This window comes from Paraperibacillus marinus (assembly GCF_046237605.1).
In the GTDB taxonomy this organism is placed as follows: Bacteria; Bacillota; Bacilli; order Bacillales; family DSM-1321; genus Paraperibacillus; species Paraperibacillus marinus.
In genome coordinates this window covers 2,997,921-3,016,694 of record NZ_CP143542.1, presented here as the reverse complement: position 1 = coordinate 3,016,694, position 18,774 = coordinate 2,997,921, and the positions used below count along the sequence as shown (strand labels likewise).

The window sequence follows — 18,774 nt, the reverse complement described above, 5'->3', positions numbered from 1 at the left end:
CGTTACCGGGACAGTCATCATTTTTAATTATATGAACTCAAATTGAATTTTAGAATGGGAAGCAGGCACCAACGATAATTAACAGAATAAACAATACGACTAACAGGGCAAAGCCCCTGCCAAAGCCGCAGCCTCTTCCGTAAGGTGCTACAGGGTAGCAGCATCCACCATAACCGTAACCGTACATAAGAAATTCCTCCTGTCTTTTTTTCTCCTGATAAAGACTTTTGCTCCCAGTATAAAAGGAGCTCTGACATGAATCAGGATTTAATACAGCCTATGCTATGCCGGCCCTCCTGGTGAAGGCTATCGCCCATATATCAAAAAGAGTACAGGCTGATGCGGGGTTTACGCTGTTTCATTGGAATGGATTGCTGTTATAATGTAATCAAGCTATTTTGCCTGCGGCAAGTATTCGGGCTAAAAGACGGGGGGAAGGAAATGCTCAGACAACAGTCATGGCGGCTGCTTTTTATGCTGGCTGCTTCAATATTCATCCTCCAGGGATGCACGGGGACCGGCCTGGAGGGCGAGATAAAGGATGGCCTTGAAGCTGTTTCGAGTGAGGAAAGCAAAGTTTCTGAACGGCAGCTCTCACTCATGAAGCTGGAGGAGAAGGAAAAATCACTATATGACAGGATCGTCGGTCTCGGAATGGACGATTATGATAAAATCGTCCAATTATCCGATGAAGCCCAGAAAAATATCAGATCACGGACTTCCGAGATTCAAAAAGAAAATGAGGCACTCCAAAAATCCAGGGATGAGTTCAAGAAAATCAAAAAGTCCCTTTCCAAATGGGAAGACAAGGATAAAGCAAATAAACTTGCTTCCATTATGGTAGACAGGTATAAAGCGCACGACAGGCTCTTTGCTTATTATAAAGACAGCCTGAAGGCCGACAAGGAACTGTATACGATGTTCAAGGATAAGAACCTGGACTATGAAACCCTGCAGGACCAAATTGATAAAATTAATGTACTGTATGGCAAAGTCAGGCAGGAAAACAACCGGTTCAACAAGTTGACTGCAGAATATGACAACCAGAAAAATAGTCTGCTTGAAACGATGGATAAATAATGATCTAAAAAATAAGCGCCGGAGGGATCTGCCGCTTATTTTTTTTGGATGAATTTCACAAGCCATGGAAAAAGTAAAAAGGCAGAATGGAGATCTTGTAGCAATGTGATGGAAGCATCCTATTATATATTTGGAGACAGGGAGTGTGATACAGGCAAGTTAGATGATATGCTACAGATTATATGTTATACTGTTTAAGCGGTAACAAAAAGGGGTAAATTACCACTTTGCCTTATTAAAAACCTAGTGTTTGACTAGATTCTATAAGATGTTGTAAACTGTTAAAGGAAAATAAAGCATTGTACCATTGGTTAATCAAAAATGATAGATACAGGGTCATTTAGGCTTTCTTTTATCTGGCGGTCATGTTTCGGTCCTGGGTATAGAGGAAATAGTGAAAATGGCCACCGAGAAGGAATGGGTAATCCATGCTTTGTCTATATATTGTTCCAGTAGAAATGCTTTATATAATAAACCTTTTTATCTGAAAGGACAGGTGACGCAGATGGCTGGTAAAGCTCAAAAAAACCAATTTGATGTTAAAGAACAGCTTCAGGCTGTAGAAGATCAATTCCAGACTCTTCAAATTCTTAACGAAGAAGGAGAAGTAGTAAACGAAGCGGCTATGCCCGACTTAACGGACGACCAGCTTCAAGAACTTATGAAGCGCATGGTATACACCCGTATACTTGATCAGCGTTCAATCTCTCTAAACCGCCAGGGGCGTCTTGGATTCTATGCGCCGACTGCAGGGCAGGAAGCATCACAGCTTGCTTCACAATTTGCTCTTGAAAAAGAAGATTTCATTCTGCCGGGATACCGTGATGTTCCTCAGCTTATCTGGCATGGACTTCCGCTTTCACAGGCTTTCTTATTTTCACGCGGACACTTTAAAGGAAATAAAATTCCAGAAGGCGTAAACGTGATTTCACCGCAGATCATCATCGGTGCACAGTATGTACAAGCTGCCGGTGTTGCACTAGGCATCAAGAAGAGGGGCGCAAAAGCTGTTGCCATTACATATACCGGTGACGGGGGAGCTTCCCAGGGTGACTTCTACGAAGGAATCAACTTTGCAGGTGCATTCAAGGCACCGGCAATCTTTGTTGTTCAAAATAACCGTTTTGCCATTTCTACTCCTGTTGAGAAGCAGTCAGCAGCCAGGACAATCGCTCAAAAAGCAGTTGCTGCCGGTATCCCTGGAATCCAGGTTGACGGTATGGACCCGCTTGCAGTTTACGCTGCAACACGTGAAGCACGTGAGCGCGCGGTGAACGGCGAAGGACCTACACTGATTGAAACACTGACATACAGATACGGTCCTCATACCATGGCTGGTGATGACCCAACCCGTTATCGTACTTCTGATCTTGATAATGAATGGGAAAAGAAAGATCCACTGGTGCGTTTCCGTAAATTCCTCGAAGGCAGGAACCTTTGGACGGAAGAAATGGAAAACGAAGTAATTGAAACGGCGAAGGAAGACATTAAAAATGCCATCAAGGAAGCAGATGCAGAGCCTAAGCAAAAGGTGACTGACCTGATGGAAATCATGTACGAAGAAATGCCTTCCAACCTGAAAGAACAGTACGAAATCTACAAAGAAAAGGAGTCGAAGTAAGTTATGGCTCAAATGACAATGGTTCAAGCAATCAATGATGCATTGCGAAACGAACTCAAAAACGACCCGAATGTGCTATTGTTTGGCGAAGACGTCGGCGTAAACGGCGGTGTATTCCGTGTAACTGACGGTCTCCAGAAAGAATTTGGAGAGGATAAGGTATTCGATACACCCCTTGCTGAATCAGGAATCGGCGGATTGGCGATCGGTCTTTCCCTTCAAGGGTTCCGTCCAGTTCCCGAAATCCAGTTCTTCGGTTTCGTATTCGAAGTAATGGATTCAATCGCCGGTCAGATGTCCCGCATGAGATACCGTTCAGGCGGCCGTTACAATATGCCTATCACAGTCCGTTCACCATTTGGCGGCGGTGTGCATACACCTGAACTTCACTCAGACAGCCTGGAAGGCCTCATGACACAGACACCGGGATTGAAAGTGGTCGTTCCATCCACTCCTTATGATGCAAAGGGACTTCTTATATCTTCAATCCGTGATAATGATCCAGTTATCTTCCTTGAGCATTTGAAGCTCTACCGCGCCTTCCGCGAAGAGGTACCTGAAGAAGAGTACACCATTCCGCTTGGCAAGGCTGATGTAAAGCGCGAAGGTTCCGACCTTTCCATCATCACTTATGGCGCTATGGTCCACGAATCTTTGAAAGCTGCTGAGGAGCTTGAAAAAGAAGGCCATTCCGTAGAGGTAATTGACCTTCGTACGATCATGCCGCTGGATGTTGATGCCATCATTTCTTCTGTAGAGAAGACTGGCCGTGCCATCGTTGTGCAGGAAGCGCAGCGCCAGGCCGGCATCGCCGGACAGGTAATCGGTGAAATAATGGAGCGTGCGGTGCTGAGCCTTGAAGCACCGGTTCTGCGTGTTGCGGCTGCGGACACAATTTATCCGTTCTCGCAGGCAGAATCTGTATGGCTGCCGAATTACAAAGATGTAATGGAAACAGCTAAAAAAGTACTGAACTTTTAATTTCAGTCCATTATCTGCAAAAGCTCTCTAAATCATGAAATCATGGAAAAGAGAGCTTTTGCATGAAATAGGTTCATTTGAAAAAAAGTTATGAATATTTATTTTTTATTTTTCAACAAAAAGAATTTACGATAATATTAGGAGGTTAAATCCATGGCATTTCAATTTAAGCTTCCGGACATCGGTGAAGGTATCCGCGAAGGCGAAATCGTGAAATGGTTTGTAAAACCTGGAGATAAAGTACAGGAAGACGATGTACTATGTGAAGTGCAAAACGATAAAGCAGTTGTGGAGATACCTTCTCCAGTTGAAGGGACTGTTGAAGAAATTAAGGTTGAAGAAGGCACTGTTGCTGTAGTCGGCGACGTCTTGATAACTTTTGATGCACCGGGATATGAGGATCTTCAATTCAAAGGCGACGATCATGGTGACGAGGGTGCCAAGGCGACTGAAGAGCAGGTTCAGTCTACAGGCGAAGCTGGCCAGGGCGTCCAGAAAGAAGAAACTGCAGCACCTGCAGCAGCAGCTGGCACACAAGCACCAGCTGATGTGGATCCTAACCGACGCATCATCGCTATGCCATCTGTACGCAAATATGCCAGGGAAAAAGGAATCGACATCCGTCAGGTTTCAGGATCCGGCGATAACGGCCGCATCCTGAAAAGTGATATCGACGCATTCGGAACTGGCGGACAGCAGGCTGCACCACAAGAGCAGCAAGAAGCCGCTCCTTCAGCGAAAGAAGAAAAAACAGCAGCACCACTTGCTATTCCAGAAGGCGACTTCCCTGAAACGCGCGAGAAAATGAGCGGTATCCGTAAAGCAATCGCTAAAGCTATGGTTAATTCCAAGCACACTGCGCCGCATGTTACGCTCATGGATGAAGTGGATGTAACTAAGCTTGTTGCCCACCGTAAGAAATTCAAGGAAGTGGCAGCTGCTAAAGGAATCAAGCTTACATTCCTTCCATATGTGGTAAAAGCATTGACAAGTGCACTGCGCGAGTTCCCTGCACTTAACACATCAATCGATGATGCAACAAGCGAAATCGTACACAAGCACTATTACAACATCGGGATTGCTGCTGATACAGAAAAAGGCTTGCTCGTGCCTGTTGTGAAAAATGCGGACCGCAAGTCTGTATTCACTGTATCAAATGAGATCAATGAACTGGCCGGAAAAGCACGCGAAGGCAAGCTGGCTCCAGCCGAAATGAAAGGTGCTTCCTGCACAATCAGCAACATCGGTTCAGCTGGCGGACAATGGTTCACTCCGGTCATCAACCACCCGGAGGTTGCAATCCTTGGAATCGGCCGCATCGCCGAAAAACCAGTGGTAATTGGCGGCGAAATTGTGGCTGCACCAGTATTGGCGCTGTCACTCAGCTTTGACCACCGCATGATCGATGGGGCAACTGCACAAAACGCACTGAATCACATCAAGCGACTATTGAACGATCCAGAACTATTGTTAATGGAGGGGTAATAAATGGTAGTTGGAGATTTCCCAATTGAAACAGATACTCTTATCATCGGTGCCGGCCCTGGAGGCTATGTCGCTGCAATCCGCGCGGCTCAGCTTGGGCAGAAAGTAACAATCGTAGAAAAGGCCAATATGGGCGGTGTCTGCCTGAATGTCGGCTGTATCCCGTCAAAAGCTCTTATCACTGCAGGTCACCGTTATGACCATGCTCTTCATTCAGAAGATATCGGCATCAGCGCTGAAGGCGTAAAAGTCGACTTCTCTAAGGTGCAGGCGTGGAAATCAAGTGTAGTAAACAAACTGACTGGCGGTGTAGAAGGCCTTCTCAAAGGCAATAAAGTAAACATCGTCCGCGGTGAAGCTTACTTTGCAGATGAAAACAGCATCCGTGTGATGGATGAGAATTCAGCTCAGACTTATACATTCAAGAATGCCATCATTGCTACAGGTTCAACTCCGATTGAACTGCCGGCTTTCAAATATTCAGACCGTGTAATCAATTCTACCGGAGCGCTTGCGCTTAAAGAAGTTCCTAAGTCCCTTGTCGTTATCGGCGGAGGCTATATCGGAACTGAGCTTGGCGGAGCATATGCAAACTTCGGCACGAAGGTTACCATCCTTGAAGGTCTTGACGACATCCTTGCAGGTTTTGAAAAGCAGATGTCTTCACTTGTTGCCAAGAACCTGAAGAAAAAAGGCGTGGAAATCGTAACTAAAGCTATGGCTAAGGGCGTTGAAGAAAGTGAGAACGGCGTAGTCGTAACATATGAGGCCAAAGGTGAAACCCACACAGTTGAGGCAGACTATGTGCTTGTAACTGTCGGACGCCGTCCGAACACTGAGGAGCTCGGCTTAGAGCAAATCGGTGTGAAGAAGACGGAGAGAGGCTTGATCGAAATCGACAGCCAATGCCGTACAAGTGTAAAAAACATTTTCGCAATCGGTGATATCGTTGAAGGACCGCCGCTTGCCCACAAAGCATCTTATGAAGGCAAGATTGCCGCTGAAGCAATTGCTGGTCATCCGGCTGAAATTGATTACCTTGCGATCCCGGCTGTAGTATTCTCTGAGCCGGAACTTGCTTCTGTAGGTTATACAGAAAAGCAGGCTAAGGAAGAAGGAATTGCCATCACTGCTGCGAAATTCCCATTCGCTGCAAATGGACGTGCCCTTTCTCTGAACAGCACAGACGGTTTCATGAAGCTGATCACTACAAAAGAAGATGGCGTAGTAATCGGAGCTCAGGTTGCCGGTGCGGGCGCTTCTGATATGATCTCTGAACTTGGACTGGCTATCGAAGCAGGAATGACTGCTGAAGATATCGCCATGACAATCCATGCTCACCCGACTCTTGGTGAAATCACAATGGAAACTGCTGAAGTTGCACTTGGACTTCCAATCCACGTGATGAAATAATAGTAGCAACTCCGGCCCCTGCTTTTAAAAGCAGGGGTTTTTTTGTGTGAACCTTTTCATGAAATGGCCCAAGCCTTAATAGGATTGAATAAAGGCGGAAATTAAAGATCTATTGAAGCGGGGCTGGATACGAATGAAGAGCTATATCGTATTTTTATTCCAAACGATGGTATGGAGCGGCTATACACTGGCTGAATGGCTGTCAGATCATGACCGGTTCATATACAAAATCACCATGTTCATCATTTTTTGTTATTTATCACTTGTAATAGGGAAAACAATATTGAAGTCGAACCGGCGGACCATTTTGATCACTTGTACAAGCCTTTCCTTCTACGGATTGGCAAATTTATGCCTGCACAGCATGGTCCCGCTATAACTATGGACAGGGAAGGATTCTCAGGGAGTGATACGGTCAAGTCTGGGAGGACTTCCGATTTTAATGTCACAAAAGAACTAGAGGGGTATTACATATGGCAAAAAAATTACTGCTTTGCATCCTGATGCTGTTTACAGCGGCAGGATGCGCACAAAAACAGCAAGCGGAGCCTGACGCTGGAGAAAATGTTAAGAAAGCGGCTGGCGAAAAGAGCGGTGAAGCTGCTTCCGGTGAAGAGGAAAAACAGCCTGCACAAGAAAGAGAGGGTATGCCTGAGAAGCAGGAAGATGGAGATTCAGACGGTGAGCCGGAAGAAACTGCAGTCCAGGCCGTTCCCAAGTATCGGGTAAATCCTAATGACTGGTCTATCGTTCCAATAAAGGATGCAGCTAAAAAAGTGGCACTGCTCACAATCGATGATGCTCCAGATAAATACGCCGTTGAAATGGCAGCCATTTTAAAGGAAAAAGGCGTACATGCCATCTTCTTTGTCAACGGCCACTTTATTAAAACTCCGGAAGGAAAGGCGAAATTAAAAAAAGTCCACGATTTGGGATTCACTATTGGAAATCATACATACGACCATGTGAACTTAAAGGAAATCTCCGAAGAGGATCAAAGCCGTCAGATCATTTCCCTGAATGATGAAATTGAAAAGATCATAGGAGAACGTCCGAAATTTTTCAGGGCGCCATTCGGTGCTAACACACCGCACTCCAGGCAGGTGGCTTCAAATGAGAAAATGATCATCATGAACTGGACGTATGGCTATGATTGGGAAGCCAGCTACCAAAACAGCATGGCCCTGACTAAAATCATGGTTGATTCCCCGTTATTGAGAGATGGAGCGAATCTCCTCATGCATGACCGCCAATGGACCAAAGAGGCGCTGCCAGGGATTATTGAGGGCCTCCGCAAAAAAGGCTACGGATTTGTGGATCCCGGGGAGATCGAGGTAATGGAGTGAGGAGCTGACATGCTGCTGTGAGCGGGCCTATTAAACGTTTTAAAAGCGGATGTCCCAAACTTTTTGGGACATCCTCTGTATGCTGCTAAGAACCAGGGGGAGCTGCTCCACACCTTGGGGGGTGTCCTTTGAGACAGTGACTAAAATAAACCTCATCGGAAGCCGCCTTCATAGTTCCTGAGAATCTAAGCCCCATACTAAGGCATGCTGATGCTCTGCAGCCAGACCGCCGCACTGAAGGTCTCATCTGCGTCTGTAAAAATACATGACCCGGCCGTTGAATAAGTGCAGTTCCCCTTCCAGCTGTTTGGCCAGGAATTTGGAGAATTCGTTCGCCTTGCCTTTGTCACCGAAGGTAGAGGCAGGGGGCAGGGTAATCTGGATGGCGGATTGTAATTTACCGGGCTGTCCATCTCCTGTTATTTTTTCAGCAGTAACGCCGAGGATGATGGCATTGTACCGATCATGGGAGGAGGTAAGACTGAACCAGCTTCGGGAGTCTGTGGGAGTATCATCGATTTCGTAAGGAAAGGCCATGCTGCTGTAGTTCCATCCAACCTGCCGGCCGGTTTTGGTGGTTATCTCCTGATAATAGCGAAACCAATTCTTTAACTCGTCAAGAGTAATGGTTTGTTGTTTAGATTGTTCAACCAGCTTTATGAAGGCGGTTTCAGTCATAATTCTCCGCTCCTTTATGTTATAAGAATTTTTAGTTAATTTTACCCGAGTGAGGAAGTCTGTACAATAGTCATCCTTCCATTATATGTGGTATATATAAAAACAGTCCTATTGTTGAACATATTAGAGCCAATTTTTTATTAATGTTACATACAATTAGCACTTGATTTATTAAAAGTGATATATTATTATAGAACCAGAGAATATAAAGCGCTTTCACAGGTAATGACAAAACATTAAAAAGAAGGGGTTTGAGGCTATGGGTACGATTGTTTGTCAAACTTGCAACAGCACGATTGATCATTATGATGATGATAAGGTAAATGTTTTGTATTCAGCGAAATGCCACTGCTGCCAGAACGAGAAAATGGAGAGAAATGAGATTTAGGGGTTAATATAAAAAAAGCCTTGCCGGCATTCCGGCAAGGCTTTTATCTTTTTATCTCAGCGAATGGCCTTATGTTCCTTTATGACTCTCAGATGTCTTAGATCATAATCTTCAGGACCCTGAACAGGAAGGCCTGCTTCCAGGTTCTTCGTGATGTAATACAGATTTTCTTCGGTTATGATTTCACCAGGGATGAAGATTGGGATTCCTGGCGGATAGACCATGATGAACTCCGCAATGATTCTGCCTGCTGATTCTTCAAAGGGAACCACTTCAGTTTCTGCATAGAAGGCGTCCCTCGGTGTAAGAGCAAGGCCGGGGATACCCGGCAGGATCACAGGGATTTCTTTATGCTCTTCTGAATAATGCTTAAATTCTTCTGCCAGATCCTTCATGGCATCAATCAGCAGCGCGGCTTCTGTTTCCGTATCTCCTGGAGTGACAATGCATAGGAGATTATACATATCGGATAGTTCCACTTCAATATTATGTTTTTCCCTGAGCCATTTTTCTACATCATATCCGTTAAGGCCAAGCTTCTTGATTGAAATGATCAATTTGGTTGGGTCATAATCATAGGTAGCCTTGCTTCCTAATATTTCTTCCCCGACACAATACAGCTTGGGAATTTTGTTTATTTCCTGCCGGATATGATTGGCCAGTGTGATTGTCTTCTCAATAAGTTCCCTTCCCTCTGTTGCAAGCCTTTTCCTGGCCGCATCAAGTGATGCAAGCAGAATGTAGGAAGTGGATGTGGTGGTAAGCATGCTCAGGATGGATTTTACCCGGCTTACCGATACAAGGCCCTCTCTGACATTCAGGATGGAGCTCTGTGTCAATGAGCCTCCTAGCTTATGGACACTTGTTGCGGCAAGATCAGCACCAGCCTGCATGGCAGACATCGGCAGCCTTTCATGGAAGTGGATATGAACCCCATGTGCTTCATCAACCAGTACAGGAACAGAATAAGAATGAGCGATTTCAACTATTTTTTTCAGGTCGGCAGATATGCCGAAATAGGTCGGATTAATGACGAGCACGCCTTTTGCATCAGGATGCTGCAGCAGGGCCTTCTCCACAGAATCTGTCGTAATCCCATGGGATATCCCCAGGTTGACATCCACCTCAGGATGGATGAAGACCGGGACAGCCCCTGCGAAGACGATGGCAGACATAACGGATTTATGGACATTTCTCGGAACAATGATTTTATCTCCAGGCCCGCAGACACTCATGACCATGGTCATGATCGCTCCTGAGGTTCCTTGCACAGAGAAAAAAGTATGATCTGCACCAAAGGCTTCTGCGGCCAGAACATGGGCCTTGTGTATCATGCCTTTTGGAGAATGCAGATCATCAAGCGGAGCAATATTTATCAAATCAATGGAGAGTGCGTTTTCTCCAATGAATTCTTTGAATTCAGGATCCATGCCCTGTCCCTTTTTGTGGCCGGGAATGTGAAATTGAACGGGGTTTTTCTTAGCATGTTCAAGGAGTCCGGTAAAAAGGGGTGTTTCATATTGATTCATCTATGACACCTCTTTGTATGTAAAATATTTTACTAACTATAACAGCCCTTGTTAGTATTAACAAAACAAATGAATTATAGCATTTGTCAGCTGGTTTGCATAGCTGCATATATCATAGCAGAGATAAAATAGGCAAGGGCATGTGAAAGGGGTTTTTTTTGTGTGGGAAACGAGGGTCACTAAACTGCTTAATATCGAATTTCCAATCATACAGGGCGGTCTTGCCTATCTGGCTTATGCGGAACTGGCCGCAGCAGTTTCAAATGCAGGCGGACTTGGGCAGATTACTGCCATGTCGCTTGAGGACCCGTTTGCACTGACGATGGAGATCCGGAAGGTAAAGGAAAGGACAGACAGGCCGTTTGGCGTCAATTTTGCCATAGGGCAGCATGGGCGGCCATTTGAACACTTTGTGGAAGCTGCCCTGAAAGAGGGAGTCGGGATCATGAGTGTTACGGGGGGGAACCCAGTCCCCTTTTTCAAGATGCTCGAAGGCACAGAGGTAAAAAAACTGGTACTCGTCGCAGCGAGGAGGCAGGCCCAAAAAGCAGAGGAGCTTGGGGCGGATGCTGTCATGGCTGTAGGCCATGAAGGCGGCGGGCATTTAGGGAAGAGTGATACCGGAACCATGGTACTGATTCCCCAGGTGGTGGATGCTGTATCCATCCCGGTAATTGCATCCGGCGGCATAGGGGATGGGAGGGGCCTGATGGCTGCACTCTCCCTTGGAGCTGAAGGGATTGAGATGGGAACAAGATTTATTGCCACCAGGGAATGCATACATGCCCATCCACTGTACAAAGAAGCCTTGATCAAGGGATCCGAAGATGATACGGTGGTCATTAAACGGACGTTAGGTGCACCCGCACGTGCCATTTCAAACGGCTGGACTCAAAAGCTCATTGAAATGGAACAAAGGGGCACATCCTATGATGAAGTGAAGGATATGATCAGCGGATATGCCAACAAACGGTTCATCCATGAAGGCCAGGAAAATGGATTTGCCTGGGCTGGCCAGGTTATGGGCATGATCCGGGATGTGCCTTCGGCAGCCGGATTGATTGAGGTAATCATGAAAGAAGCTGGCGATATCAGGAGAAAATGGGCAGAATAAGTTTTATAATTATAAAAGCGGGTGAATGGAATGGAATATCAGTATCCAATTGATTACAGCTGGACCACCGAGGAAACGGTCGATGTGATAAGATTTTTTGAGTGTGTGGAACAGGCATATGAAAAGGGAATTCAAAAGGAAAGAATCATGGATCAATACCGCAGGTTCAAGCAGATTGTGCCTGGGAAAGCTGATGAAAAAAAGCTTACAGGGGAATTTGAAGAGATGAGCGGCTACTCTTCATACCGCACCATACAAAAAGCTAAGGATGCGGAACCTGGGACTGCCATAAAAATGTGACCAATACGAGGAAAAGGCTGAACGCTCATCTAAGAGGGTCCAGCCTTTTTCGCGTTTAAGATAATTTATAAAGGGGTATTAATGTCTCAAACACATCATGGATGACAGCTGTAAGTTTATCGGCTGACATAGAGACGGCTTCTTCTCTCGGGATGTGCAGCCCGCAAAGGATTTCAGCACTCTTTACATTTTGAACGCGCTGGAATAAGGCAAGAATGCCATCCTTTGTAAGCTCGGAGCCTGGTGCTGCGTCCGGGATGGTGTGGTCCCCTGACCAGACAAAATGTCCGGGGATGGAACTTACAATTTGATCTATATTCTGTTCGAAGGCCGCACCTGCAGCACCTTTATTGGGAGCTTCATAAATGAGGGCGAACCAGATAAAAACATGGGTTTCCCAAAGGCCGATCTGAAAATGCGGCATCATTTTATATCCTCTTTTATTAGAGGAAAAAGCCACCCAGGTATCATTAGGCGGATTAATCGTCCTCCGGGCATGCTTTGCCACATGATAGTACATTTCTTCACCTGTCATTACGGCAAGCTCACCTGCTAGGTGCTGTCCAAGCGCTTCAAGCTTTGGACGCAGTCTTTCTTGAAGAGCCGACATCCGGTCCTCAAGACCAGCTATCTTGAATACGTTGAAATCTGAGGCTGTAAAACCTGTAATTTTCACTGAATTTCCTCCTATGGATGACAATATGCCATGTATTTTATCACATCGTCCTGCAAAAAGAAGACATGGAGTCTTACAGGTTTGGAAAATAGATTTTAGCACAATTTTGTTGCCGTTTTAAATGGGCAAACATAATATGATAAAAAAATAACAGAAAATTTAGATAACTAAGCACAAAATCGAGTGAAGGGGTGCCTACTATGAAACAAGTTGTAAATCATGCACTTAAGGCTAAAGAAGTTGAAAAGCATAAAACAGCAGTTCTTAGAATGGAAATGGACTATGAACTGGCTACCTTATATGAAGCAATGAATGAGCACAATGAAGAGATAAAAACGAAATGCATGAAGAGACTTGAAAGAATCAGGCAGGAGCTTGTCCGCTTAAAAGGTTTCTAGCATTAATTTTGAATGGGAGTCTAACCTAATCGAATGGATATATTAAACAGCCGGATGGAAGAAATTCCTTAGGCGGGCTCAGGGTGCTGTCAAGACTGAGTCCGCCTTTTATATATCATTGGTAAAAACTTGAATGATTATGTGCAATGGCATAAGCTGAAAATATAGTGAAATAAACACATTCTTCATACAATAGTTCGGAGGCGTAATAGATGGATTGGAAGCGGATAGATACATATGCAAAAGTTTGGATTAAGGAAGCTGGCCAGAGGATAAGAGATTCTTTTGATCTTGAACTGACAGTAGAAACCAAGTCAAATGCCAATGACCTGGTAACCAATATGGATAAAGCCACAGAGGAATACTTCCATGAGAAAGTCAGCGAGAAATTTCCGGGGCACCGGATACTCGGTGAGGAGGGAGTCGGCTCTGACATCAATGACCTGAAGGGCATCGTCTGGATAATCGATCCGATTGACGGCACGATTAACTTTGTTCACCAGCAGCGCAATTTTGCCATTTCAATCGGAATCTTCGAGGATGGCGTGGGGAAAATCGGGTTGATATATGATGTGGTGCATGATGAGCTGTATCATGCCTTCAAAGGGGAAGGTGCCTACATGAATGAGGTAAGCCTTCCGTCACTCAAACCGGTTCCCGTCAAGGAAACGATACTTGCGGTAAATGCTTCATGGATCCACTCTAACAGGCTTGTCCCCAAAGAACGGCTGATCAGCCTGGTATCCGATGTCAGGGGTACCAGATCCACAGGATCTGCTGCTCTGGAGCTCGCCTATGTAGCGGCAGGGCGCTATGATGCCTATGTAACTTTAAGGCTCTCCCCGTGGGATTATGCAGCAGGAATCATCTTAATTGAGGAAGTGGGCGGGGAGGTCACGGATGTGTTTGGCGGCAAGATCGATTTTCTGTCGAAAACATCAGTTTTTGCTTCCAAACCCGGCCTTCATGAGGAAATCATCGATAATTACTTTACCGACTAATAAAAAAATTGCCGTCAGGCAATTTTTTTATGACTATAGTTCTCCTCTTGCACGCAGCTTCCTTTTATGAGAAAAACCGGTGCCCATAGATATGGCCAGAACAGCCAGACAAGCAAGGAATACAGCGAGGCTTCCCTCGGCGATGGCGATACCGATTCCCGCGATGCTCGCTGCTGCAAGAAAGGATAGGATTACAAATAATATCTTGTTTTTCATTGAAATCACCTCTATACTCCTATTGTACTCAATTTCGAATTTTGTTTCTAGTATCTTTGTGGTATAATATGTTGGTTATATGAATGTAATGGATAAAATTTAAATAAATCTAGGAGTGGAATTTTTTTGAACCTTCGCAGCGATATTCGTAATATAGCAATTATAGCACACGTTGACCATGGTAAAACTACACTGGTTGACCAGCTTTTGAAGCAGTCTGGCACATTTCGTGTGAATGAGCATGTTGAGGAAAGAGCCATGGACTCCAACGACCTCGAGAGAGAAAGAGGAATAACGATTCTGGCAAAGAATACTGCCGTTCAATATAAAGATACACGCATCAATATCCTTGATACTCCGGGACATGCTGACTTCGGGGGAGAAGTAGAACGTATCATGAAAATGGTAGACGGCGTTCTCCTTGTGGTGGATGCATATGAAGGCTGTATGCCGCAGACCCGTTTTGTCCTCAAAAAAGCCCTTGAACAAAAAATCACACCGATTGTTGTAGTCAATAAGATTGACCGTGATGCAGCCCGCCCTGAAGAAGTTGTCGACGAAGTCATCGACCTTTTCATCGAGCTGGGTGCAGACGAAGAACAGCTTGAATTCCCTGTGATCTATGCTTCAGGCATTAATGGGACAGCAAGTAACGAGCCAGATCCTGCCAAGCAGGAAGAAAATATGGAACCATTGTTTGAAGCGATTGTAGAGAATATTCCTGCACCGGTTGACAATCGTGATGAGGCCCTTCAATTCCAGATCGCCCTTCTTGATTACAACGACTATGTCGGAAGAATTGGAATCGGCCGTGTATTCCGCGGAACAATGAAGGTTGGACAGCAGGTTGCCCTGATGAAACTGGATGGCAGCGTCAAGCAGTTCCGTGTTACAAAGATCTTTGGATTTACAGGTCTTAAGAGAATTGAAATTGAAGAAGCTTACGCAGGGGACCTGATTGCTGTTTCCGGCATGGAAGATATCAATGTCGGTGAGACTGTATGTCCATTTGATGCCCAGGAAGCACTGCCGGTACTCCGAATTGATGAGCCGACCCTGCAAATGACTTTCCTGGTCAATAACAGCCCGTTCGCAGGCCGTGAAGGAAAGTATCTGACTGCACGCAAAATTCAGGAAAGACTGGATCTTCAGCTGCAGACAGATGTCAGCCTCCGCGTAGATGAAACGGATTCACCAGATGTCTGGATCGTATCCGGCCGCGGCGAGCTTCACCTTTCCATCCTGATTGAAAACATGAGAAGGGAAGGATATGAGCTTCAAGTGTCCAAACCGGAGGTTATCGTTCGTGATATCGATGGAGTCCGCTGTGAGCCTGTTGAACGTGTTCAGATTGATGTACCGGAAGAGCATACTGGTGCGATCATGGAATCCATCGGAGCCCGTAAAGGCGAAATGGTCGATATGATCAACAACGGCAGCGGCCAAGTGCGTATGATATTCATGGTGCCGGCGCGCGGGCTGATTGGTTACTCTACAGAGTTCCTTACGCTGACCAGAGGTTACGGAATCCTGAACCATACCTTTGACAGCTATCAGCCGATGGCTCAGGGCCAGGTGGGCGGACGCCGCCAGGGAGTGCTGGTTTCCATGGAATCCGGAAAAGCATCTCAATACGGTATCATGCAGGTAGAAGACAGAGGTGTGATTTTCGTTGAGCCGGGAACTGAAATCTATGAAGGAATGATCGTCGGTGAACATAACCGCGAAAGTGATATTACCGTGAATGTTGTTAAAGTCAAGCAGATGACCAATATGCGTTCTGCGAACAAAGACCAGACAACGACCATGAAAAAGCCGCGCATTATGTCCCTTGAAGAGGCTTTGGAATACTTGAATGACGATGAGTATTGTGAAGTTACTCCGGAATCCATCCGTCTTAGGAAGAAGATTCTGGACAAGAACGAACGTGAAAGAGTTGCTAAAAAGAAAAAGTATGCAGAATCTTAATCTGTAAACACTGGGGAGGTTAACACGATGGATGGCTTAGAGCATTTAAGCCCAGCTGCAAGGCTCTTTGTAGACCTGTTCGGCACGAAAGCCGGCACAAATGTACTTTACGCGTCGATTGTACTGCTTTCCATTGTGGTTTATAATCTAGGCTTTGCCAGGAAACTGTCTGTTTTAAAAAACCTGATTATATATATTTCGCTTGCGCTTGGATGCCTAGTGCTTACCATCCTGGCCATCCAGCTGCCGGTAGTCGAATCACTGCTGGTCGCTGCCTTCGTTCTTGGAATTTATAAAATCAGGCTGAATCAGCAGAAGCGCCAGCAAGTGGAGCAGTAAGCCATGAATTCACTTCAGGATGCATTATACAATTGGCTTACCATTAAAGTGGTATGTGATGCCAGGCCCGAAGACACCGCAGCCTTTGAGACGAAAGAAATGTTTGAAGGCCTCCTTACCGAGGAGCATGCTTTGAGTGCGCTCAAAGTCAAGAAGGATGGCTCTATGTATTTTGTGGATTTTGTGAAAGATGGATCGGCTGACAGCAGGAGGTTTCCTGCCGAACTGATTGAAGCAATGCTCCATCAGATTAACCTGGAACCTCAGAAATACAGGAATTTTACCTGATTCGATGCAATAAAGAGAATAGCGGCTCACAAGCCGCTAAAATATAGCCCGGGAGAAAAACAATGTGTTTTTCCCCCGGGCTTTGCTGCGTCTTTAGTTCATCAATATAAAGCAGCTGGCGGTTTTCTGAAGCTTTTTGGTATTATAGCCAGTTTGGATTTAAAACCTGAAAAAATCTTTTCGGCAGACAGAGATCAAAAAAGCTGTCAGAAGCATAACTGCATCGCTGGGAAAGCCGTCCGCAAGACCAGCATGAGCAGGTAAAGCATTTTTATTGAAGGACGGATGTTAAGAGGATCCCAGTCTCAGCTTTTAAGGGCTGTTACAGCCATTACCTGATTTTACTGAAAAAAATAGAGGATGTCCCACTGATTCAGGTATGGGCCATCCTCTATTTTTTTGCTTTTCACCAGTCATCCTGTTTTTTTGGGCTTCTATAAAGCCGGAAACTGCCTGTCGCGATTCTTTCCTTAGTCCGCACTTCAATGCGGCTGTAACAGTCCTTGCACAGATATGTATGGATAGGCCTGTTCCTCAGGCGCTTTGCTAACAGTGTGTCACTATTGATGGACTCGATTTTCTCACATAATACACATTTAACCCTCATTCGGCACCTCTTCTCCTGCCTATATTCTACCCCTAGTATACCATCTTTTAAGCAAGAAGGAATAACCCAGGAGCATACAGAATAATTTCTTATACTGCTGTCTTAGGTCTGCCTGCAAGAGAAACAGTGAAGGAGGAAGAACCATGCCTAATCTGGTGGAAACAAAATTGATTCCGTCTTTATTCGAGTTCCTGCAAAAGGAGCGCCTGGCTGTTTTGTCTACCATAGACCATGAAGGGGGAGGGCCCAATGTGAATTTGATTTCCTGGATACTTGCCAGGGATGAAAATACCATCGTTTTTGCTGCGGGTAGCCGGTCCAGGATCGTCCAGAACATTAGAAATCATGAGAGGGCGGTGCTGGTGCTTTTTGCAGAAGAATCCGCCTTTTCCATCTGCGGGCAAGTTATGATCAAAAACGAGCGGATCATGGATGTCCCGCTGGCCCTGACTATTCTTGAAATGAACGTGCTTGAGGTGAGAGATGTAATGTTTTATGGTTCCAAAATCTCACATAATCCTGAATATAGCAAAATGTATGATGAAAATGCTGCAGGCCTCCTCGACCGCCAGGTAATGGAGTCGTTAATGAAATCTTAAAGAGGAGGTCAGTCCCGGAGTCAGGGGCTGCCTCCTTCGTATCATCATTCCCGGTCTTTATAATGGTTGGATTGCTCATCCTGCTCTTTTTCAATCATGTTCTTTTCGTGCTGATTCATTTGTTTTTTGGGCTCTTCTGTTGTTTTATAGGGTGCATTGTCATTCTTGTCTCCAGGGACAGTAGGGATCAGCCTTCCCGCTATATCCCCCAGCTCATTCAGAATGCCTGACAGCGGCCGCCCCTCTTTAATATCCTGGGACAGCTCCCGAAGCCTTGCAGTAATGTCTGGATCAGCCACAACCATTGCGTGTCCACCCTCAGGGTCGTTTTCAAGCGACTCGCCAACGGCATACTTTATCGAACCTGTCTGTGACCGTTCTATGTCATCATCAATGTCAATGCCGATAATGGCATAGGGGCCAAGGACCACAGCGGCCGCTTTATTCACATTTGGGTTCCTGAGCGCCAATCCTTCCAGCCGGCGGGATACCTGCTGGCTGGTTTGGCGGTCACGATTCTGGATGGCTGAATTCCTGACGCCTGCCTGATGATTTTCTTCACTGTCAGGGTTTGCTCCATCCGCCCCGCAGGCTGTCAGCATGGAGCAGATCATCAGATACGGAATCAGCTTTTTCATGGGTGTCCTCCTTGTGCTGGCGCACGTTTTTTCCTAGTGTGGATTTTTCCTTCTATCCTTATTCAAAATCTCATATATTTTAGCAACACACTTGTCCCTTTCATAAACT

Annotated in this window: 23 protein-coding genes; 16 read left to right on the top strand and 7 right to left on the bottom strand. The window is 45.6% G+C overall.

What is annotated here, in order from left to right:
• Positions 1 to 49: 49 nt before the first annotated feature.
• Positions 50 to 187, bottom strand: a complete 138-nt coding sequence (locus tag V1498_RS15175; RefSeq protein WP_409294524.1) for a YjcZ family sporulation protein — start codon at positions 185 to 187, stop codon at positions 50 to 52.
• A 254-nt stretch (positions 188 to 441) separates the two neighbouring features.
• Between V1498_RS15175 and V1498_RS15170 the strand changes: the two genes are divergently transcribed.
• From V1498_RS15170 to V1498_RS15140, 7 genes are all read left to right on the top strand, one after another.
• Positions 442 to 1,080, top strand: coding sequence for a YkyA family protein (locus V1498_RS15170; protein ID WP_409294523.1), 639 nt, complete (start codon positions 442 to 444; stop codon positions 1,078 to 1,080).
• Between the two features lie 505 nt (positions 1,081 to 1,585).
• Complete coding sequence (pdhA, locus tag V1498_RS15165) at positions 1,586 to 2,701, top strand: pyruvate dehydrogenase (acetyl-transferring) E1 component subunit alpha (RefSeq protein ID WP_409294522.1); 1,116 nt, start codon at positions 1,586 to 1,588, stop codon at positions 2,699 to 2,701.
• A gap of 3 nt (positions 2,702 to 2,704) precedes the next feature.
• Complete coding sequence (locus V1498_RS15160) at positions 2,705 to 3,682, top strand: alpha-ketoacid dehydrogenase subunit beta (protein ID WP_409294521.1); 978 nt, start codon at positions 2,705 to 2,707, stop codon at positions 3,680 to 3,682.
• A gap of 153 nt (positions 3,683 to 3,835) precedes the next feature.
• Entirely contained in the window at positions 3,836 to 5,167 is a 1,332-nt protein-coding gene (locus V1498_RS15155; RefSeq protein ID WP_409294520.1) for a dihydrolipoamide acetyltransferase family protein, read from the top strand.
• A gap of 3 nt (positions 5,168 to 5,170) precedes the next feature.
• Positions 5,171 to 6,580, top strand: coding sequence for a dihydrolipoyl dehydrogenase (gene lpdA, locus V1498_RS15150; RefSeq protein WP_409294519.1), 1,410 nt, complete (start codon positions 5,171 to 5,173; stop codon positions 6,578 to 6,580).
• 133 nt (positions 6,581 to 6,713) lie between these two features.
• A complete protein-coding gene (locus V1498_RS15145) occupies positions 6,714 to 6,959 on the top strand; it encodes a hypothetical protein (RefSeq protein ID WP_409294518.1) in 246 nt (81 codons plus the stop codon).
• A 94-nt stretch (positions 6,960 to 7,053) separates the two neighbouring features.
• The gene (locus tag V1498_RS15140) at positions 7,054 to 7,926 is read left to right on the top strand and encodes a polysaccharide deacetylase family protein (protein WP_409294517.1); all 873 of its coding nucleotides are present in this window, start codon (positions 7,054 to 7,056) and stop codon (positions 7,924 to 7,926) included.
• A gap of 243 nt (positions 7,927 to 8,169) precedes the next feature.
• Here V1498_RS15140 and V1498_RS15135 read toward each other — a convergent pair whose 3' ends face one another.
• Positions 8,170 to 8,604: a DUF1885 family protein gene (locus V1498_RS15135; RefSeq protein ID WP_409294516.1), complete on the bottom strand. Its 435-nt coding sequence runs from the start codon at positions 8,602 to 8,604 to the stop codon at positions 8,170 to 8,172.
• Between the two features lie 259 nt (positions 8,605 to 8,863).
• On the opposite strand from V1498_RS15135, the gene V1498_RS15130 reads away from it, so the two are divergent.
• Positions 8,864 to 8,992, top strand: a complete 129-nt coding sequence (locus tag V1498_RS15130; RefSeq protein WP_409294515.1) for a GapA-binding peptide SR1P — start codon at positions 8,864 to 8,866, stop codon at positions 8,990 to 8,992.
• 56 nt (positions 8,993 to 9,048) lie between these two features.
• Here the strand turns inward: V1498_RS15130 and V1498_RS15125 are convergent, their stop codons facing one another.
• Positions 9,049 to 10,521, bottom strand: a complete 1,473-nt coding sequence (locus tag V1498_RS15125) for an aminotransferase class I/II-fold pyridoxal phosphate-dependent enzyme (RefSeq protein ID WP_409294514.1) — start codon at positions 10,519 to 10,521, stop codon at positions 9,049 to 9,051.
• Between the two features lie 160 nt (positions 10,522 to 10,681).
• Here V1498_RS15125 and V1498_RS15120 point away from each other — a divergent pair, with 160 nt between their 5' ends.
• Together V1498_RS15120 and V1498_RS15115 are read left to right on the top strand one after the other, a co-directional pair.
• Positions 10,682 to 11,635, top strand: a complete 954-nt coding sequence (locus tag V1498_RS15120) for an NAD(P)H-dependent flavin oxidoreductase (protein ID WP_409294513.1) — start codon at positions 10,682 to 10,684, stop codon at positions 11,633 to 11,635.
• A gap of 30 nt (positions 11,636 to 11,665) precedes the next feature.
• Positions 11,666 to 11,935, top strand: a complete 270-nt coding sequence (locus V1498_RS15115; RefSeq protein WP_409294512.1) for a UPF0223 family protein — start codon at positions 11,666 to 11,668, stop codon at positions 11,933 to 11,935.
• Positions 11,936 to 11,990: 55 nt separating this feature from the next.
• Here V1498_RS15115 and V1498_RS15110 read toward each other — a convergent pair whose 3' ends face one another.
• Complete coding sequence (locus V1498_RS15110) at positions 11,991 to 12,611, bottom strand: YktB family protein (RefSeq protein ID WP_409294511.1); 621 nt, start codon at positions 12,609 to 12,611, stop codon at positions 11,991 to 11,993.
• Positions 12,612 to 12,811: 200 nt separating this feature from the next.
• On the opposite strand from V1498_RS15110, the gene V1498_RS15105 reads away from it, so the two are divergent.
• Both V1498_RS15105 and V1498_RS15100 read left to right on the top strand, forming a co-directional pair.
• On the top strand, positions 12,812 to 13,009 hold the full coding sequence (locus V1498_RS15105) for a hypothetical protein (protein ID WP_409294510.1): 198 nt from the start codon (positions 12,812 to 12,814) through the stop codon (positions 13,007 to 13,009).
• A 212-nt stretch (positions 13,010 to 13,221) separates the two neighbouring features.
• Positions 13,222 to 14,010, top strand: a complete 789-nt coding sequence (locus V1498_RS15100) for an inositol monophosphatase family protein (protein WP_409294509.1) — start codon at positions 13,222 to 13,224, stop codon at positions 14,008 to 14,010.
• 33 nt (positions 14,011 to 14,043) lie between these two features.
• On the opposite strand, the gene V1498_RS15095 is transcribed toward V1498_RS15100, so the two are convergent.
• Positions 14,044 to 14,226, bottom strand: a complete 183-nt coding sequence (locus tag V1498_RS15095; RefSeq protein WP_409294508.1) for a DUF5325 family protein — start codon at positions 14,224 to 14,226, stop codon at positions 14,044 to 14,046.
• Between the two features lie 126 nt (positions 14,227 to 14,352).
• Between V1498_RS15095 and typA the strand changes: the two genes are divergently transcribed.
• The 3 genes from typA to V1498_RS15080 are packed head-to-tail and all read left to right on the top strand — an operon-like array spanning position 14,353 to position 16,821.
• Positions 14,353 to 16,194: a translational GTPase TypA gene (gene typA / locus V1498_RS15090; RefSeq protein WP_409294507.1), complete on the top strand. Its 1,842-nt coding sequence runs from the start codon at positions 14,353 to 14,355 to the stop codon at positions 16,192 to 16,194.
• Positions 16,195 to 16,221: 27 nt separating this feature from the next.
• Entirely contained in the window at positions 16,222 to 16,533 is a 312-nt protein-coding gene (locus tag V1498_RS15085; protein WP_409294506.1) for a YlaH-like family protein, read from the top strand.
• A 3-nt stretch (positions 16,534 to 16,536) separates the two neighbouring features.
• On the top strand, positions 16,537 to 16,821 hold the full coding sequence (locus V1498_RS15080) for a hypothetical protein (protein WP_409294505.1): 285 nt from the start codon (positions 16,537 to 16,539) through the stop codon (positions 16,819 to 16,821).
• A 406-nt stretch (positions 16,822 to 17,227) separates the two neighbouring features.
• Here the strand turns inward: V1498_RS15080 and V1498_RS15075 are convergent, their stop codons facing one another.
• Complete coding sequence (locus V1498_RS15075; protein WP_409292043.1) at positions 17,228 to 17,428, bottom strand: YlaI family protein; 201 nt, start codon at positions 17,426 to 17,428, stop codon at positions 17,228 to 17,230.
• Positions 17,429 to 17,571: 143 nt separating this feature from the next.
• On the opposite strand from V1498_RS15075, the gene V1498_RS15070 reads away from it, so the two are divergent.
• The gene (locus tag V1498_RS15070) at positions 17,572 to 18,027 is read left to right on the top strand and encodes a pyridoxamine 5'-phosphate oxidase family protein (protein ID WP_409294504.1); all 456 of its coding nucleotides are present in this window, start codon (positions 17,572 to 17,574) and stop codon (positions 18,025 to 18,027) included.
• Positions 18,028 to 18,071: 44 nt separating this feature from the next.
• Here V1498_RS15070 and V1498_RS15065 read toward each other — a convergent pair whose 3' ends face one another.
• Positions 18,072 to 18,665, bottom strand: coding sequence for a YhcN/YlaJ family sporulation lipoprotein (locus tag V1498_RS15065; protein ID WP_409294503.1), 594 nt, complete (start codon positions 18,663 to 18,665; stop codon positions 18,072 to 18,074).
• Positions 18,666 to 18,774 lie beyond the last annotated feature (109 nt).

Bases quoted from the DNA above. Each gene is read 5' to 3' on its own strand.
- V1498_RS15175 (WP_409294524.1), bottom strand. From the start codon at position 187: ATGTACGGTTACGGTTATGGTGGATGCTGCTACCCTGTAGCACCTTAC.
- V1498_RS15170 (WP_409294523.1), top strand. From the start codon at position 442: ATGCTCAGACAACAGTCATGGCGGCTGCTTTTTATGCTGGCTGCTTCA.
- pdhA (WP_409294522.1), top strand. From the start codon at position 1,586: ATGGCTGGTAAAGCTCAAAAAAACCAATTTGATGTTAAAGAACAGCTT.
- V1498_RS15160 (WP_409294521.1), top strand. From the start codon at position 2,705: ATGGCTCAAATGACAATGGTTCAAGCAATCAATGATGCATTGCGAAAC.
- V1498_RS15155 (WP_409294520.1), top strand. From the start codon at position 3,836: ATGGCATTTCAATTTAAGCTTCCGGACATCGGTGAAGGTATCCGCGAA.
- lpdA (WP_409294519.1), top strand. From the start codon at position 5,171: ATGGTAGTTGGAGATTTCCCAATTGAAACAGATACTCTTATCATCGGT.
- V1498_RS15145 (WP_409294518.1), top strand. From the start codon at position 6,714: ATGAAGAGCTATATCGTATTTTTATTCCAAACGATGGTATGGAGCGGC.
- V1498_RS15140 (WP_409294517.1), top strand. From the start codon at position 7,054: ATGGCAAAAAAATTACTGCTTTGCATCCTGATGCTGTTTACAGCGGCA.
- V1498_RS15135 (WP_409294516.1), bottom strand. From the start codon at position 8,604: ATGACTGAAACCGCCTTCATAAAGCTGGTTGAACAATCTAAACAACAA.
- V1498_RS15130 (WP_409294515.1), top strand. From the start codon at position 8,864: ATGGGTACGATTGTTTGTCAAACTTGCAACAGCACGATTGATCATTAT.
- V1498_RS15125 (WP_409294514.1), bottom strand. From the start codon at position 10,521: ATGAATCAATATGAAACACCCCTTTTTACCGGACTCCTTGAACATGCT.
- V1498_RS15115 (WP_409294512.1), top strand. From the start codon at position 11,666: ATGGAATATCAGTATCCAATTGATTACAGCTGGACCACCGAGGAAACG.
- V1498_RS15105 (WP_409294510.1), top strand. From the start codon at position 12,812: ATGAAACAAGTTGTAAATCATGCACTTAAGGCTAAAGAAGTTGAAAAG.
- V1498_RS15100 (WP_409294509.1), top strand. From the start codon at position 13,222: ATGGATTGGAAGCGGATAGATACATATGCAAAAGTTTGGATTAAGGAA.
- V1498_RS15095 (WP_409294508.1), bottom strand. From the start codon at position 14,226: ATGAAAAACAAGATATTATTTGTAATCCTATCCTTTCTTGCAGCAGCG.
- V1498_RS15085 (WP_409294506.1), top strand. From the start codon at position 16,222: ATGGATGGCTTAGAGCATTTAAGCCCAGCTGCAAGGCTCTTTGTAGAC.
- V1498_RS15080 (WP_409294505.1), top strand. From the start codon at position 16,537: ATGAATTCACTTCAGGATGCATTATACAATTGGCTTACCATTAAAGTG.
- V1498_RS15075 (WP_409292043.1), bottom strand. From the start codon at position 17,428: ATGAGGGTTAAATGTGTATTATGTGAGAAAATCGAGTCCATCAATAGT.
- V1498_RS15070 (WP_409294504.1), top strand. From the start codon at position 17,572: ATGCCTAATCTGGTGGAAACAAAATTGATTCCGTCTTTATTCGAGTTC.
- V1498_RS15065 (WP_409294503.1), bottom strand. From the start codon at position 18,665: ATGAAAAAGCTGATTCCGTATCTGATGATCTGCTCCATGCTGACAGCC.